At 37.1% G+C, this 12,996-nt stretch carries 15 protein-coding genes and 2 tRNA genes; 7 read left to right on the top strand and 10 right to left on the bottom strand.

Annotation, left to right across the window (positions count from 1 at the left end; translation table 11 throughout):
- Positions 1-32 precede the first annotated feature (32 nt).
- The gene (locus tag GQR56_RS07835; protein WP_166110106.1) at positions 33-488 is read right to left on the bottom strand and encodes an Lrp/AsnC family transcriptional regulator; all 456 of its coding nucleotides are present in this window, start codon (positions 486-488) and stop codon (positions 33-35) included.
- Positions 489-624: 136 nt separating this feature from the next.
- Between GQR56_RS07835 and GQR56_RS07830 the strand changes: the two genes are divergently transcribed.
- Complete coding sequence (locus GQR56_RS07830; protein WP_166110103.1) at positions 625-1,794, top strand: monodechloroaminopyrrolnitrin synthase PrnB family protein; 1,170 nt, start codon at positions 625-627, stop codon at positions 1,792-1,794.
- A 1-nt stretch (position 1,795) separates the two neighbouring features.
- Positions 1,796-2,917, top strand: coding sequence for an aminotransferase class V-fold PLP-dependent enzyme (locus tag GQR56_RS07825; protein WP_166110100.1), 1,122 nt, complete (start codon positions 1,796-1,798; stop codon positions 2,915-2,917).
- Here the strand turns inward: GQR56_RS07825 and GQR56_RS07820 are convergent.
- From GQR56_RS07820 to GQR56_RS07805, 4 genes are all read right to left on the bottom strand, one after another.
- Positions 2,904-3,389, bottom strand: coding sequence for a hypothetical protein (locus GQR56_RS07820; protein WP_024611023.1), 486 nt, complete (start codon positions 3,387-3,389; stop codon positions 2,904-2,906). The two genes, GQR56_RS07825 and GQR56_RS07820, sit on opposite strands and share 14 nt — an antisense overlap.
- Positions 3,390-3,877: 488 nt before the next feature.
- Positions 3,878-3,970, bottom strand: a tRNA-Ser gene (locus GQR56_RS07815).
- 51 nt (positions 3,971-4,021) lie between these two features.
- A tRNA-Ser gene (locus tag GQR56_RS07810) sits at positions 4,022-4,112 on the bottom strand.
- A gap of 220 nt (positions 4,113-4,332) precedes the next feature.
- Positions 4,333-4,473: a hypothetical protein gene (locus tag GQR56_RS07805; RefSeq protein ID WP_166110097.1), complete on the bottom strand. Its 141-nt coding sequence runs from the start codon at positions 4,471-4,473 to the stop codon at positions 4,333-4,335.
- Positions 4,474-4,798: 325 nt separating this feature from the next.
- Here GQR56_RS07805 and GQR56_RS07800 point away from each other — a divergent pair, with 325 nt between their 5' ends.
- The gene (locus GQR56_RS07800; RefSeq protein WP_166110093.1) at positions 4,799-5,674 is read left to right on the top strand and encodes a YegS/Rv2252/BmrU family lipid kinase; all 876 of its coding nucleotides are present in this window, start codon (positions 4,799-4,801) and stop codon (positions 5,672-5,674) included.
- Between the two features lie 32 nt (positions 5,675-5,706).
- On the opposite strand, the gene GQR56_RS07795 is transcribed toward GQR56_RS07800, so the two are convergent.
- A complete protein-coding gene (locus GQR56_RS07795; RefSeq protein ID WP_024611021.1) occupies positions 5,707-6,636 on the bottom strand; it encodes an EamA family transporter in 930 nt (309 codons plus the stop codon).
- 102 nt (positions 6,637-6,738) lie between these two features.
- Here GQR56_RS07795 and GQR56_RS07790 point away from each other — a divergent pair, with 102 nt between their 5' ends.
- Positions 6,739-8,181 (top strand): PLP-dependent aminotransferase family protein, encoded by a 1,443-nt coding sequence (locus tag GQR56_RS07790; protein WP_166110090.1) that lies wholly within the window; start codon positions 6,739-6,741, stop codon positions 8,179-8,181.
- Positions 8,182-8,256: 75 nt separating this feature from the next.
- Here the strand turns inward: GQR56_RS07790 and GQR56_RS07785 are convergent, their stop codons facing one another.
- The gene (locus tag GQR56_RS07785; RefSeq protein ID WP_024611019.1) at positions 8,257-9,060 is read right to left on the bottom strand and encodes a YggN family protein; all 804 of its coding nucleotides are present in this window, start codon (positions 9,058-9,060) and stop codon (positions 8,257-8,259) included.
- Positions 9,061-9,446: 386 nt separating this feature from the next.
- On the opposite strand from GQR56_RS07785, the gene GQR56_RS07780 reads away from it, so the two are divergent.
- Positions 9,447-9,632 carry a hypothetical protein gene (locus tag GQR56_RS07780; protein ID WP_007579801.1) on the top strand — a complete coding sequence of 62 codons (186 nt, stop codon included), beginning with the start codon at positions 9,447-9,449 and terminating at the stop codon, positions 9,630-9,632.
- A 117-nt stretch (positions 9,633-9,749) separates the two neighbouring features.
- On the opposite strand, the gene GQR56_RS07775 is transcribed toward GQR56_RS07780, so the two are convergent.
- The 3 genes from GQR56_RS07775 to GQR56_RS07765 all read right to left on the bottom strand — a co-directional run bounded on the left by GQR56_RS07775 (position 9,750) and on the right by GQR56_RS07765 (position 11,344).
- Positions 9,750-10,247, bottom strand: coding sequence for a glutathione peroxidase (locus tag GQR56_RS07775; protein ID WP_024611018.1), 498 nt, complete (start codon positions 10,245-10,247; stop codon positions 9,750-9,752).
- 96 nt (positions 10,248-10,343) lie between these two features.
- Positions 10,344-10,643, bottom strand: coding sequence for an AzlD domain-containing protein (locus tag GQR56_RS07770; RefSeq protein WP_024611017.1), 300 nt, complete (start codon positions 10,641-10,643; stop codon positions 10,344-10,346).
- On the bottom strand, positions 10,640-11,344 hold the full coding sequence (locus GQR56_RS07765) for an AzlC family ABC transporter permease (RefSeq protein WP_166110087.1): 705 nt from the start codon (positions 11,342-11,344) through the stop codon (positions 10,640-10,642). Before GQR56_RS07765 ends, GQR56_RS07770 begins: the two co-directional genes overlap by 4 nt.
- A 108-nt stretch (positions 11,345-11,452) precedes the next feature.
- Between GQR56_RS07765 and GQR56_RS07760 the strand changes: the two genes are divergently transcribed.
- Both GQR56_RS07760 and GQR56_RS07755 read left to right on the top strand, forming a co-directional pair.
- Positions 11,453-12,109 (top strand): cytochrome b/b6 domain-containing protein, encoded by a 657-nt coding sequence (locus GQR56_RS07760; protein ID WP_024611016.1) that lies wholly within the window; start codon positions 11,453-11,455, stop codon positions 12,107-12,109.
- A gap of 278 nt (positions 12,110-12,387) precedes the next feature.
- Positions 12,388-12,957 carry a chitin-binding protein gene (locus GQR56_RS07755; protein ID WP_166110084.1) on the top strand — a complete coding sequence of 190 codons (570 nt, stop codon included), beginning with the start codon at positions 12,388-12,390 and terminating at the stop codon, positions 12,955-12,957.
- Positions 12,958-12,996 lie beyond the last annotated feature (39 nt).

The following is a 12,996-nucleotide window of genomic DNA, read 5'->3' as shown; positions in this document are numbered from 1 at the left end:
TATAGCTAACAGTGAGTTGTTTGCGGTATTTTTTATAATGGTAACTGTTTTTTGCTAAATGACTGCTTTAATACTATCGTCGACTCTATATTAGCAATATAACTTAAGCTACCTAATTGATGTTTTACGAACCTCTCGTAGCTTTCGAGATCGTGGGCTACTATTTTTAGTAAATAATCGTAACTTCCAGATATTACACAGCACTCTAATACGTGGCAGAGTTTTTCTACGTGTTGCTCAAACTGATCTGCTGCACTTACTGAGTTTTGGCTTAACCGCACAAATGCATACACTAATACATTAAGATTAAGCGCCTTAGGGTTTATGGCTGCGTGGTAGCCGGTAATAACGTCTTCCTGCTCGAGTTTTTTAATACGTCTTAGGCAAGGCGTATCAGATAAATTAATACTATTAGCTAAGTCAGAAACCGATATGCGAGCTTGGCTTTGAAGTGCTATGAGTAATTGCTGATCTTTTTTATCTAACATGATTGTCGGCTTTTATTAATTATTTTTATATTTGTAGTGATTATTGCTAATTATGCTGGTTTTTACTAACTTTTTTGGCGTTTTACCCTCATTGAACTCTGTTAGCATTTAGCTATAAAAATAATAGAGTACAACAATGAGCACACATACCGTTATTTTCGATCAATGGATACGAACAGAATTTGTTACTTTAAATAGTGAGCTGGAACGGCTTTATTGGCAGCAAAGCGATAAAGCAAATGTAGAAGGAATTGGTGAAGCCTTAAAGCAACAATTAGAAAAAGAAGGCAACGCATTAATTAGTAATTTATTAGCCGAAGGAAACACAGATCAAGGCTTTGATAGTGCCTTTGACTTACTAGGTAACGTAGGATTGTTTATGGCTGCATGTAGGCGTCATGAAATTACCGAACCAAGCAGAGAAACCACTTCACCGCTAATAGAAGCCTCTGCGCTTGCTATGCATATTGGTGCATCTATTGGTGTAACCCCTCGTTTTGCTACCGCACACTTAACTACTCATAACAAAGCACTTAACGGTATTTATAAGCGTTTTACTAATTTACCCGATGAAAAGCTATTTATTGATTACAACACTCAAGGTATTTTGGCCTATAAACGGGCAAGTGACGCTTTACTAAAAATATTGCCGCTCGGTATCTCACACCCCTTGTGTGGTGAATTATTAAAAGTAGCCAAACAAGCGCTTATAGATGTAATTGAATCAAATAACGCACTTTATTCTGAGCTCGATACAGATCGCTTTTTTAACTGCGTTCGCCCTTATTATAAACCGTATCGTGTAGGCAAAGAAGTTTACAGAGGCGCAAATGCAGGTGATTTTGCAGGCATTAACGTGATTGATATGCTGCTAGGGCTCTGTAGTGCAAATGAGCCAAGTTACTCGCAAATGCTGGTGGATAAGTTTTTATATATGATGCCAGAGGATCAACAAATACTACGAGAAGCCATGCGTATGCAAAGCTTTATGGATAACTTTTTACAAGCCGAGCAATATAAAAATACAGATTGGTTTAAAAACCACGCAAAGTTATTTATACAAGTGTGCAAATTACATGGCGACACCGCAGTCGGTCATCATAATCAACTGGTTGAAAAATTTATTGCTCAGCCCTCAAAAAATATGCAACAGCAGCATATGAGCAAGGTAACAGCAAGTGGTCCGCCGCTTCATGTGTTGCTTGATTCGCTCGAAAAATTAAGAGATAGGCGAGCCAGCGCAAAACGCGACGATATAAAAACACGTTTTGATGATCTAAATACACTTAAAGAATGGGTTAAATAGCATGCTTAAAAATGATTTTTGTATGGCTGATGGCTGTTATTTATTAAATCACTCGGTTGGGCGTCCACTTAAAAATACACAGCAATATTTAGCCCAGCATTACTTCTTGCCGTGGGAGAGCTCCAGCAAAGAGCCATGGCAACAATGGCTGCCCGCAGTTGAGCAGTTTACTACCGCACTTGGTAAGTTATTTAATGCGCCTAGTTCGCAGTTTTGTCCTCAAGTTAATTTATCAAGTGGCTTAACAAAGTTGCTTATGTCGCATCCTCGATTACAGCAAAAAAATTGTAAAGTGCTAATGGTGCAAAGTGATTTTCCGAGCATGGGTTTTGCAATGCAAAAAGCATTACCAGAGTGCGCACAAATCATGTTTATACCTGAGCACGAAAACCTAACTGATATTAGTGTTTGGCAGCGCTATATAACTTGCGATATCGACTTGGTTTTTATAAGCCATGTATATTCAAATACAGGCGTACAGTCGCCTGTATACGATATTGTAGCTATGAGCAAATTAACCAATAGCTTATCAATAATTGATGTTGCTCAATCAGCTGGTGTTATACCGCTCGATTTAAGCGTACTCGATGCTGACTTTATGATTGGCTCAAGCGTTAAATGGTTATGTGGAGGTCCAGGAGCCGCTTATTTATGGATTAACGAGAATCAAATAGAGTGCTGTGAACCTAAAGATGTGGGTTGGTTTTCACATCAAAATCCATTTGAGTTTGATATTAATCACTTTGAATATAACGCCAGTGCGCTTAAGTTTTGGGGGGGCACTCCTTCTGTAGCGCCTTACATTATTGCAGCGAATAGCATTGCTTACTTTGCCGCATTGGGAATCAATAAAGTCAGAGCGCATAATTTCGAGATGATCACGCTTATTCATCAGCACTTGAGTGAGTTTGTAGTATCACCTACTTTAAGCAATGAATGCAGTGGAACAGTTATTTTAAACTTTAATAGGCAACAGAATGCTGTGCTACAAGCGCTTAATAAAGCTGAAGTTAGTGTTGATGCTCGCAAATATGGAATACGAGTATCGCCTCATGTGTATAACACCACTGACGAAATACACATGTTTATTTTAACTATAGAGCAGGCGCTTAAGGCTGTTTAAGTTGTAATTTTTGCTGTGTAAGCGACTCAATTTGCTGTTGTGCTTGTTTAATTGCAGGCTCATATGATTGTTTTAAAGATGCCGTTTTCATAGCAATAGCATCAGCAATAGAAGATGCCCCCAAGCGATTTGCTTTATCTTGAGTCATATAATTTATTTGCTGCTTTTTTTCTGCATATTCTTTTTGATGTTCTTTGATAGAAAGTTGCAGCCTTTTAATATCACGATCTATTTGTTGAATTTTTAAATAACTATCTACAGAAGTGTCTGGGGCTTTATTGCTTTGCAGCTTACTACTATACGCTTTTGTTACATTAATCGTTTTAAGTGTAATAATTTCAGCATCTTTAGCGCAGGGGGTTTGGCTAAATGTAGGTATATCTTTAATAATACACTTATAAATAGTTGTGTCTTCAGCTTTACTGATAAACGGTGCTGTTAAACAAAGTGAGAGTAATAAAAGTCGAATCATGGTTAAACCTAGTTTGGCTTAAAGTTAAGCTAATAATGCACTAAGTTATTGTTTTTCACAATTTGTTTGATTTTATATTTTAGGTACTAAAACATTAAATATGAAGAGTTATGATTTCATTAAATTTAAGATTAAAAGCTGGTGATAGAGCTATTTAATACCAATTGAATTAAACATAAATTACCTTAGTGATAATTGGTAAATTATAGAGGCTCACTTACTGAATATCATTTATATGATTGACTGCAGTGCGAAGTGAAATTTGGGCATAAAAAAACCACAATTAAGTGGTTTAAATTTAGTATGGTGGAGAGGGAGGGATAGACTTGCTTACATCCATGTAATCAATCGCTGCGCGACGCTTGCAGCGGCCTAAAATGTTCCTGACATTTTATCGAACCCTGTCGAGGGTCCTCACCCTCCCAATTTCGTATCGGTGTTAAAATTTGGGCATAAAAAAACCACAATTAAGTGGTTTAAATTTAGTATGGTGGAGAGGGAGGGATTCGAACCCTCGATAGAGCTACAAACTCTATACTCCCTTAGCAGGGGAGCTCCTTCGGCCACTCGGACACCTCTCCAACGCATAACCGTTTATATTGGTAGTAGTAAAAAAGCCACCAATTAAAATATGGTGGAGAGATAGGGATTTGAACCCTAGATGGGCTATAAACCCATGCCGGTTTTCAAGACCGGTGCATTCGACCACTCTGCCATCTCTCCGTGACGCAGAATAATACTTAGGTGATACCGCTGTGTAAATAGCAAAATGACTGTTTGCCTAAAATTTATACGTAAATGAGGTTTTTTTTGTAAATAATGAAGAATTTAGGCAATTTTTAATAAAATAAATAGGTTGCAGCAAACTTGAGGGAGCTAAATAAGAGACTTTATTTAGTGGTTGGGTGTTTGCTGCACCGTAAAAATAATCATGGTTGAGTGATTATTTATATTGAGCTGGGCTGCTAAGTGCTAGTTTTTTGCCAAAACGGTTAAGTTTAGCTAACATTTTTGCTTTACGGTTAGTTGGTTTAACGCCAACGTGAGTTGCTGCTGTTTGATTTAAAGTATTAATTGGATTCATTATCTTGCTCCTGGTTGTGTCTGTTGAAAACGCGTGCATTTTGCACGTTAGTTGATTAAAAATAAAACGATAAAAGTTATAGGTGAAGCATTAGTTATTTTGATGTGAATCCTGTTTATTAATGCGTTGTTAAGTTTGGTTTTTGATTGATTTGCATAATTATTAAAAGGAAAAAAACTAAATGGTTAGTGTTAATGGTGGTTTTGCGAGGTTTTTTATTTTTTCTTTATTAAAGCTTTATGTTTTTTGAATAAATATTCAGATTAAATAAATTTATTTAAAGTTTGTTTTTAAGTTTTTTGGTAATGCGTAAAGGTGATCGAATTTGTCGTTATTAATAATTATTAAGCCAAACGCTAAAAAACGAGCTGAAAAATTACTTGAGTGGCTCAAAAATGCGTGTGAAAAACGTGATTTATCGTATTCTATATTTGAAACAACAGGTGAGTTTGCTAATGACCTAGCAAAAATTAAAGTAATGTTAAGTCAATTTAGTAAAGCCGTGACATTAGGCGGTGACGGTACTTTGCATTTAACGGTAAATGCTCTAATGGGGAGTACTTGTACTCTAGCATTATTACCATGTGGTACAGGTAACGATTTTTCGAGAGGGTTTAGTTGTAACATAGCTGACTGGCAGCATGCTGTATTTAATAACCCTACAGAAGTTGATGTTGGCCAAATTAATGAGCGATACTTTATTAACATTGCAGGTGTTGGCTTTGATGCTCATGTTGTAAATACATTGAATAATAAAACAAGGGGTTTTGCGTTTAGCTATAGCTGGACCAGCTTTAAAGAATTATTTTATTATAAACCTAAACAACTCAATGGTGTCTTTACTCAAGGCGCAGAACAATACCCTAATTTAATGACGGTGTTTGCTAATCATAAGCACTTTGGTAGCGGCTTAAAAATTGCGCCTAATGCATCGCTTACTGATGGGGTGGTTGATTGTTATCAAGTACGATCTGGTCGTGTTTTATGTAATGTAATAAGTTTTATTAAATTGTTTTTTAACCGTCATCAACACATAAAAAATCTGACTTATAGTCACTTAAGCAGCGCGGTTATAAATACGAATGGATTATTAATTGAAGCAGATGGTGAGCTGGTCGGTAAAACACCAGCGGTTGTAAGCGTGCATGCGCAAGCTTTACTTTTTCATATACCAATAAAAAAAGCGTCTACTGTAAAGTAGACGCTTTTGCGTTAGTTGCGTTAGTAACGCCTCTAACTGGGGGCGGAGCCACTTTTAGCAATTGCTCTGTTAGCTAAAAAGGCATTAATTTTTTTAGTTGGAGTAAGCACAATAGCGTTACCCAATAATACTAAGCTAAATCCGGTAAAGGTATTCGCATGCCATTCAAAATTTTCAAAAAAGCTACTAAGTGTTACTGCAACCAGCGGAAATAATACAATCACGTAGCTGGCTTTTTCTGGGCCGATATTTTTTAGTAGCGCAAAATAACAGCCAAAAGCGATTACGGTGCCAAATACAGATAAATAAAGTAATGATAACCAGTAGCTGGTTGGAGCGCTTAAACTAAATTGCACGTCGTTTATTAATACATATAACGCTAAGCCAATAGCGCTATATAACATGCCCCATGCATTGCCTTGCAACACACCAATTTGTTTACGAGAATTGCGAACGCTTACCATGTTTCCTAATGAAGCCACAAAGGTGCCGCCAAGGGCAAGTAGTAACCCGACCAATGCACCATTACTTAAGTCGAATTGTTGTAACTGTGGCCAGAACAGACATGTAATACCTAATACCGCGAGTACTGCGCCTGTATAAATTCGTTTTGAAATAGGTTTGCCAAAGAACAACCGAGTGTTGACGATATTCATAACAAGTAGCATCGAAAAGGCAATAGAGGCCATTGCTGAGGTTAGGTAATTTTGTGCCCAGTAAAGCATGAGGTAATTTAAGCCAAAGTTACAAATAGCTAATAAAATAAAAAAACCATGATCGGTTAAATTAAAGCGCATATCGGGTTTTTTGTAAGCCACATATAACCACATTAAAAGTGCTGCAATCGCAAAACGGTAAAATAATGATAGCTCAACAGCAATATCGCCTAATTGAAACCCGATAGCTAGCCACGTTGACCCCCAAATTAAAACAGTTGTAATGTATAGCGCCGCACTTTTCATGGTTGATCTCCAAAACCCGATTTAATGGTTATTCTAAGACCTATCTGTATACTTACCATATACAGAAAAGTAAAAATGTAACCTATACAGATTTGGTGTGTAATGATCAGACAAAAAAATAGTCAAGGGCATGAGTTTTTATATCAACAAGTTATTCAGTTGATAAGAGATATGAGCACCCAACAAGTTTTACTCCCGGGTGAAAAACTGCCATCACTGCGTAAAATGGCTGATAATTTAAAGGTAAGTATTCCAACCGTAAAACAAGCTTACCAGTCACTTGAAGATCAAGGCTTAATAGAGGCTCGTGCAAAATCTGGTTACTTTTTAAAAGCCGTAAATTTGGCACAAAACCTACCTAAACGAGTTAAATTAAGTCGCGAACCTGTGGTGGTAAATAAACAGGCGTTAATAGAGCAAGTATATAGCGCGATTCATCAAGCTAACGTAGTCCCTTTTGGTATCGCTAATCCAATTGCCGCAGCACCAACCGACAAAGCACTTGCCAGAAACATGCGCCGAGTAATGACTATCGCAGGCAGTAAAGCGATTAACTATGGTCCGACAGACGGTTTTGTTCCTTTGAAAAAACAGTTGGTGCATCGTTATTTAGATTTTGGCATTGGTATTAATATGGACGAGTTGGTGATCACCAATGGCGCACAAGAAGCGATGGCTATTGCGCTTAAATGCGTGACAAAGCCTGGCGATGTAGTTGCTATAGAAACGCCGTGCTATCACGGTATTATAGAGTTAATAGAAAGCCTAGGGCTTAAAGCGCTCGAAATACCATTGTGCCCAGATAATGGTATTTGGTTAAACGATTTGGAACGAGCTTTAAGTGAGCATGATATAAAAGCTTGTTTATTTTCGACTGCTATTAGTAACCCTGTAGGTAGTTTTATGCCAGATACAAATAGGCAGCAACTAGTGGAGTTACTCGAAAGCCATGACGTGGTGTTAATTGAGGATGATGTATACGGCGATTTATATTTTACGGCAAACCGAGGTACACCTGCTCTAGCATATTCCAAAAAAGGGTTGGTAATTAGCTGCTCATCTTTTTCTAAAACCGCAGCGCCTAGCTATCGTGTGGGTTGGGTGGTTGCGGGTAAGTTTGCAACACAAGCGCGACGATACAAAAGAGCACTAAGCTGTTCTGCTTCGCTAATAAACCAATGGGCGCTATCTGAATTTATTGCTAGCGGAGAATACGATCGAAACTTAAAGGTGCTCAGGCAGCGCCTACGCGATAATAAAGAGCGTATGCGGTGGTGTTTACAGCAAGCAATGCCAAAAAACACACGTATAAGCGATCCAAAAGGGGGTTGTGTAATATGGCTAGATTTAGGAAGCGAGTACGATAGCCAAAAGTTATTTTTACTCGCACTTGAGGTTGGTATTAGCATTACACCTGGGCTTATTTTTTCAGCCTCTAATAAATATAAAAGCTGCGTAAGGTTAAGTTACGGCGTGCAGTGGAGCGAGCAGATAGAACAAGCAATAATAACACTTGGCAAGCTTACCTTATTAGCTAAAAAATAGTATTTAGAACATAAAAAAGCAGCATTTAAGTAAACTTAAATGCTGCCAAAGGGATATTAAATAAAAAGAACTACATTAGTTTTGAGTATTCTGTTTAAAACTAAATAACTGATAACCTTTAAGCTGCGGAATTTGTACTACTAATTGCTCTTCTTGTTTTGCAATGTCTGCAAAGCTACCGCATAAAGAATTAGCGCGTTCTTCAAGTGCACTGGCGTGTAGCCCTACTTTTTCTTCTATTTGTGCACCCATATTTTCCATGCGTTGTTTAAATGCATCCATGTCGCCTCCAGAGCCTAGCAACTCTGAACCTAAAGCCATTAAAATACTGCCCATAGACTGCATTACTGCTGATTCAACTGCTGTTTCTATTTGCTCTTCAAACTGTTGTTCAAAGCTTTCACCAAATTGATTAAAACTTTGTTGACCCATTACAAATGTACCTTGCTGGTAAAAGGTATTTTCTACTTCAATTCTAATATCGTCCATAAGTGAAGACATATCTTCAAGACCGTCGATGTTAAAAGCATTACTCACTTCCTCTAATGCAACACCGGCAATTTTTACACCATCAAGCGCTATGTTAGCTACCTCAGGGAGTTTCGTACGCAGGCTATCAGAATACTTAGTTAATGCACCACGTTGTGAGCTATCAAGCGTTACTAATTCGCCATTTACGGTTAAGTCACCATCGGTATTAAATAGCATGGTTTGATTGTTTGCCGTAAAAATTTCTAATTCGTTTGGCTTAATGCGTACGTCATTTTTAAATTCAACATCACATTGCTCACCGCTAAATGAAACAGCTGAATTGTTATCGTTATGAGCCATGGCTGCTGGCGTACAAATTAATGCGCTAACTAATAGTAATTTTTTCATGTTTTTTCTCTACTTATTGTTGATGACTATTAATATATAACAAGTTTAATGCCATTATTTTTTTATTATAATAAACAACATATTAGTTTGTTTTAGGTGTTTTTTTGCGACTCTGTATAGTTATTAATTAACTATTTTTTAGTCAAATTAACTAAGTTATACAAGGCTATAAAAAATATTTATCGATACGATAAAAAACTCTCACTTTCCTCAATTGAAATTTAGCGCTATTTATTCACATTACTGACATGAAGACTATTTAATATAGCTACGTGACTTTATTTTGACGTGAATTTTTATAATGTTTTTGCGTTAAACATTTTAATTTACCAATTATTGCGGTTAAAAAACCCTTGGTTGGTCTCAAACACTTTATGGAGTGGGTTGTGGGTAAGACATTTAGTTACGATGCGCTAGATGACGATTTTGTTGAAGACGAGTATGAAATGCTCGGGCGTAATCAACACGATAAGAACAAGCAAAAGGTTAAGAAGAAGTTGGAAGACTACCTTGAGCAAAAACGCTTACGTAAAAACCTAGGCGAAGACGATTTAAGCGATTACACAGATTAAATCGTACTAGTATAAATAAAGGACCAATTAATATTGGAGTCTTAAATGTGCAGTTATACGTACGTTTAAGGCTTGATAGTATTGGCAATAAAGAGGCCTTGCGCCTCTTTATTACTTTTAAAGCGGATTTTTAGTTTGTGTTAATGCTTTTTGAATTGTGAGCTCTAATTTTTCGGGCTTAGTGAAAGGCGCATAACGCTTAATTGGTGTACCGTCTGCTGCAATTAAAAATTTAGTGAAATTCCATTTAATTTTTCGTGTTAAAAAGCCCGGTAAAGCTGACTTCAAATAACGAAATACAGAGTGTGCATGCTCACCGTTTACATCTACTTTAGCCGACATTAAAAAACTAACCCCATAGTTAATTAAACATCCTTGCTCTATTTGTGTTGCATCACCGGGTTCTTGCTGACCAAATTGATTGCACGGAAACCCTAAAATAACTAAACCCTGGCTGGCATACTTATTATGCAAGGCTTGCAATGACTCATATTGGTGGGTAAATCCACATTTGCTTGCGGTATTAACAATAAGCACAACTTTACCTTCAAAATCATTAAAGTTGATAGGGTGACCTTGCAAGCTTGTTGCGCTTAGTTGATGAAATTTGTGCATATTGGTGTCTTTTTTATTATTGTTAGCAGCATTTTAACCCCAGATTAGTATTTCATAAAGTATAAAGGTTAGATAACGGCTTTAGTTTAATCTGCCTTAGTTTAATATTAAAAATAGCCCCATGCCCGCAAGGGTAGTGTAATAAATATTATGTGTTTTATAGGCAACTATAATGGCGACAATAGCTGCGCTAAGGTAAGGGTTTTGCCAATTTAAATTAATACCATCTTCGTTTAAAAATACGATAGGTACCCAAATGGCTGTTAGTACTGCTGGGGCACTAAAGCTTAAAAATTGCTGCATTTTAGGGCCGACCTTAAACGGTAAATTACGGTGTAAAAACAAATAACGCGTAAAAAATGTAATGCACGCCATGAGTAAAATAGTCGTCATCATGCGTTAACGTCCTTTTTAGCTGTTAGCCTTGCAGTGATGTAACCCGCGCTCATTGCAATTAGTGCTGAGCAAACAAGCCACAGCTCAAATCCTGTACTTTTTAAAAGTGTCGCGCTAACACCTGCCACAATAACGGTAATGAGTGAGGCTAAGTTTTTAATACCCGGAATAACCAAAGCTATAAACGTAGCCGCTATGGCAAAGTCGAGCCCTAAATTAGTTAAATCGGGTAGCATTGTGCCCGCTACAATGCCAATTAATGTCCAAATGTTCCATGCAATATAAAAGCTAAACCCTGCGCTAAGTGCGTATGTTAAACGTATTTTTGTTCTATACGCTTTACGATGATGAGAAAATGCAAATAGCTCGTCAGTTAAAACAAAGCTCACCGGTAAGCGCCAGCGCATAGGTTGATCAATCACTTTGTGTCTTACAGCTAAACCATATAAAAAGTGGCGTGAACTAATAATAAAAGTAGTAAATAAAATAGTTAACAGCGGGGTATTACCAGCCATAAGCTCAATCGCGACAAGTTGCGCCGAGCCTGCAAACACTAATAAAGACATGGCTTGCGTTTCTAATGCGCTAAAGCCATTTTGAATAGCTAAAGAACCGCATAAAATACCCCAAGGGATAACGGCTAAGCACAGAGGTAACATGTCTAAAAAGCCCTTTAAAATAGCTTTTTTAACTGGTTGCATGGTATTTACTCTCACGGCTTGTAGAATGGCTAATAAGGATACCTTAATATTATGATGTTAAAGTAGTTAACATTTTCAATAATACTGTTTTTTTTAAGGATTAGTAAAATGACGACGTTAAAAGTGTGGGATGGCTTTGTCCGAAGCTTTCATTGGTTATTAGTAATAAGTATTGCAGTACTTTATTTTAGTATTGATGAGGGCATGATTGAGCTGCATTTTGTTGCTGGTTTTTTTACTTTGGCGTTGATCGCAACACGTTTAATTTGGGGTTTTATTGGCAGTAAAACGGCTAAATTAAGTGCACTTATTCACTCACCAAAAGCTGTATTTAAGAGCTTTAAAAAGCCGACTGATATAATTGGTCACTCTGCCCCTGGCAGTTACATGGTACTTGCATTTTTTGCTTTGATAATTACGCAACTTACCACGGGCTTGATGAGCAGTGATGGTATTTTAACTGATGGTCCGCTTGCGCAGTATGTATCGAGCGATACGGTTGATTTTGCAAATTGGCTGCACCGCCTTAATTTTGACATACTACTTTATGCCATCGGCTTCCATGTGCTGGCTATTATTATTTATCGAATTAAAGGCAAACCGTTAGTAAAAGCGATGATCACCGGTTCAAAAGATTTAACAGCGGGGGAGTCGCAAACCGTAGTAACAAAAGCACCTTGGTTAGCGTGGTTAATATTTGCAGCTTTATTGTTACTACTTATATTTACTTGGGCAAAAGAGCCTCTAAGTTATTTATTTAGCTAAAAGAACGCTAAAACCAATCGTTAATGATTGGTTTTTTATTTAGGTTACATTCTTTTGTTTGATTGTTGTATGCTGGCAAATTATAATCGCCGAATTGTTGGTGAACCAATCTAAAAATTAGAATGTAAAGCATCTAATCTAAGGTTTTAGACTATTAAAGCTGTTATCGTAGGATTAGCGCATAATCTATTATTATGTATTACTTGCCCTCAATGTGTTTTTTATGTATCCATATAATATGGGTACGATTTTGTAACTCTTAAGGTGTTGCTGTGTTTATGCATACGTCGTTGGCCTGTGGAAAATGGTCAGCTATAGGTTGCTTAAATCACCATACTCAATTATTTATTGGTGATGTGGTGAGTGTAACCTTTTACGACATGCAAGGAGAGCTAGTCAGTTTATCGTTTGATTATAAAATCACCTCGCTTGAGCAAGGTGAACCTCATGCATGGCCGCGTTTAGTGGCTGAGTATATTAATGTGCATATTCCTCTTGTAAGCGCAGGAAAAATGACCGATGAAGGTTTAGTTTTAGCTTATAGAAAAAACGAAATTTTTGCTTTACAAAGTAGCGGTATTTATAAAGTTCACATTGACTTTCATTGCATAGCGAAATGCGATGATTGTATTGATACAAAAAATAACGCATACGATTATATATACCCTGAGAATAGCGATATCTACAATGCAGGAACGAAAGTACTGCAACCTAAAACGGGGGAGGTTTACGAATGCAGACCTTGGCCTTTTAATGAATTTTGCCGAGCGAGTGAAGATAAGAAAAAAATGTTCGAACCTGGCGTTGGTAAAAGTTGGGCAATGGCTTGGTTACAAATATCAGGCTAGGCATAGCTTTCATTAAAAATTAAACCCTCTGTAAGTGTT

This window comes from Pseudoalteromonas sp. Z9A5, assembly GCF_011378875.1.
GTDB lineage: Bacteria > Pseudomonadota > Gammaproteobacteria > Enterobacterales > Alteromonadaceae > Pseudoalteromonas.
The sequence above is the reverse complement of the archived record's forward strand: the minus strand, read 5'-3'. Positions and strand labels throughout refer to the sequence as shown.

Excerpts from the sequence above, each read along its gene's own strand:
- GQR56_RS07760 (WP_024611016.1), top strand. The coding sequence starts at position 11,453 with ATGACGACGTTAAAAGTGTGGGATGGCTTTGTCCGAAGCTTTCATTGG.
- GQR56_RS07755 (WP_166110084.1), top strand. The coding sequence starts at position 12,388 with ATGCATACGTCGTTGGCCTGTGGAAAATGGTCAGCTATAGGTTGCTTA.
- GQR56_RS07825 (WP_166110100.1), top strand. The coding sequence starts at position 1,796 with ATGCTTAAAAATGATTTTTGTATGGCTGATGGCTGTTATTTATTAAAT.
- GQR56_RS07805 (WP_166110097.1), bottom strand. The coding sequence starts at position 4,473 with ATGAATCCAATTAATACTTTAAATCAAACAGCAGCAACTCACGTTGGC.
- GQR56_RS07790 (WP_166110090.1), top strand. The coding sequence starts at position 6,739 with ATGATCAGACAAAAAAATAGTCAAGGGCATGAGTTTTTATATCAACAA.
- GQR56_RS07770 (WP_024611017.1), bottom strand. The coding sequence starts at position 10,643 with ATGATGACGACTATTTTACTCATGGCGTGCATTACATTTTTTACGCGT.
- GQR56_RS07765 (WP_166110087.1), bottom strand. The coding sequence starts at position 11,344 with ATGCAACCAGTTAAAAAAGCTATTTTAAAGGGCTTTTTAGACATGTTA.
- GQR56_RS07785 (WP_024611019.1), bottom strand. The coding sequence starts at position 9,060 with ATGAAAAAATTACTATTAGTTAGCGCATTAATTTGTACGCCAGCAGCC.
- GQR56_RS07820 (WP_024611023.1), bottom strand. The coding sequence starts at position 3,389 with ATGATTCGACTTTTATTACTCTCACTTTGTTTAACAGCACCGTTTATC.
- GQR56_RS07795 (WP_024611021.1), bottom strand. The coding sequence starts at position 6,636 with ATGAAAAGTGCGGCGCTATACATTACAACTGTTTTAATTTGGGGGTCA.
- GQR56_RS07775 (WP_024611018.1), bottom strand. The coding sequence starts at position 10,247 with ATGCACAAATTTCATCAACTAAGCGCAACAAGCTTGCAAGGTCACCCT.
- GQR56_RS07830 (WP_166110103.1), top strand. The coding sequence starts at position 625 with ATGAGCACACATACCGTTATTTTCGATCAATGGATACGAACAGAATTT.
- GQR56_RS07835 (WP_166110106.1), bottom strand. The coding sequence starts at position 488 with ATGTTAGATAAAAAAGATCAGCAATTACTCATAGCACTTCAAAGCCAA.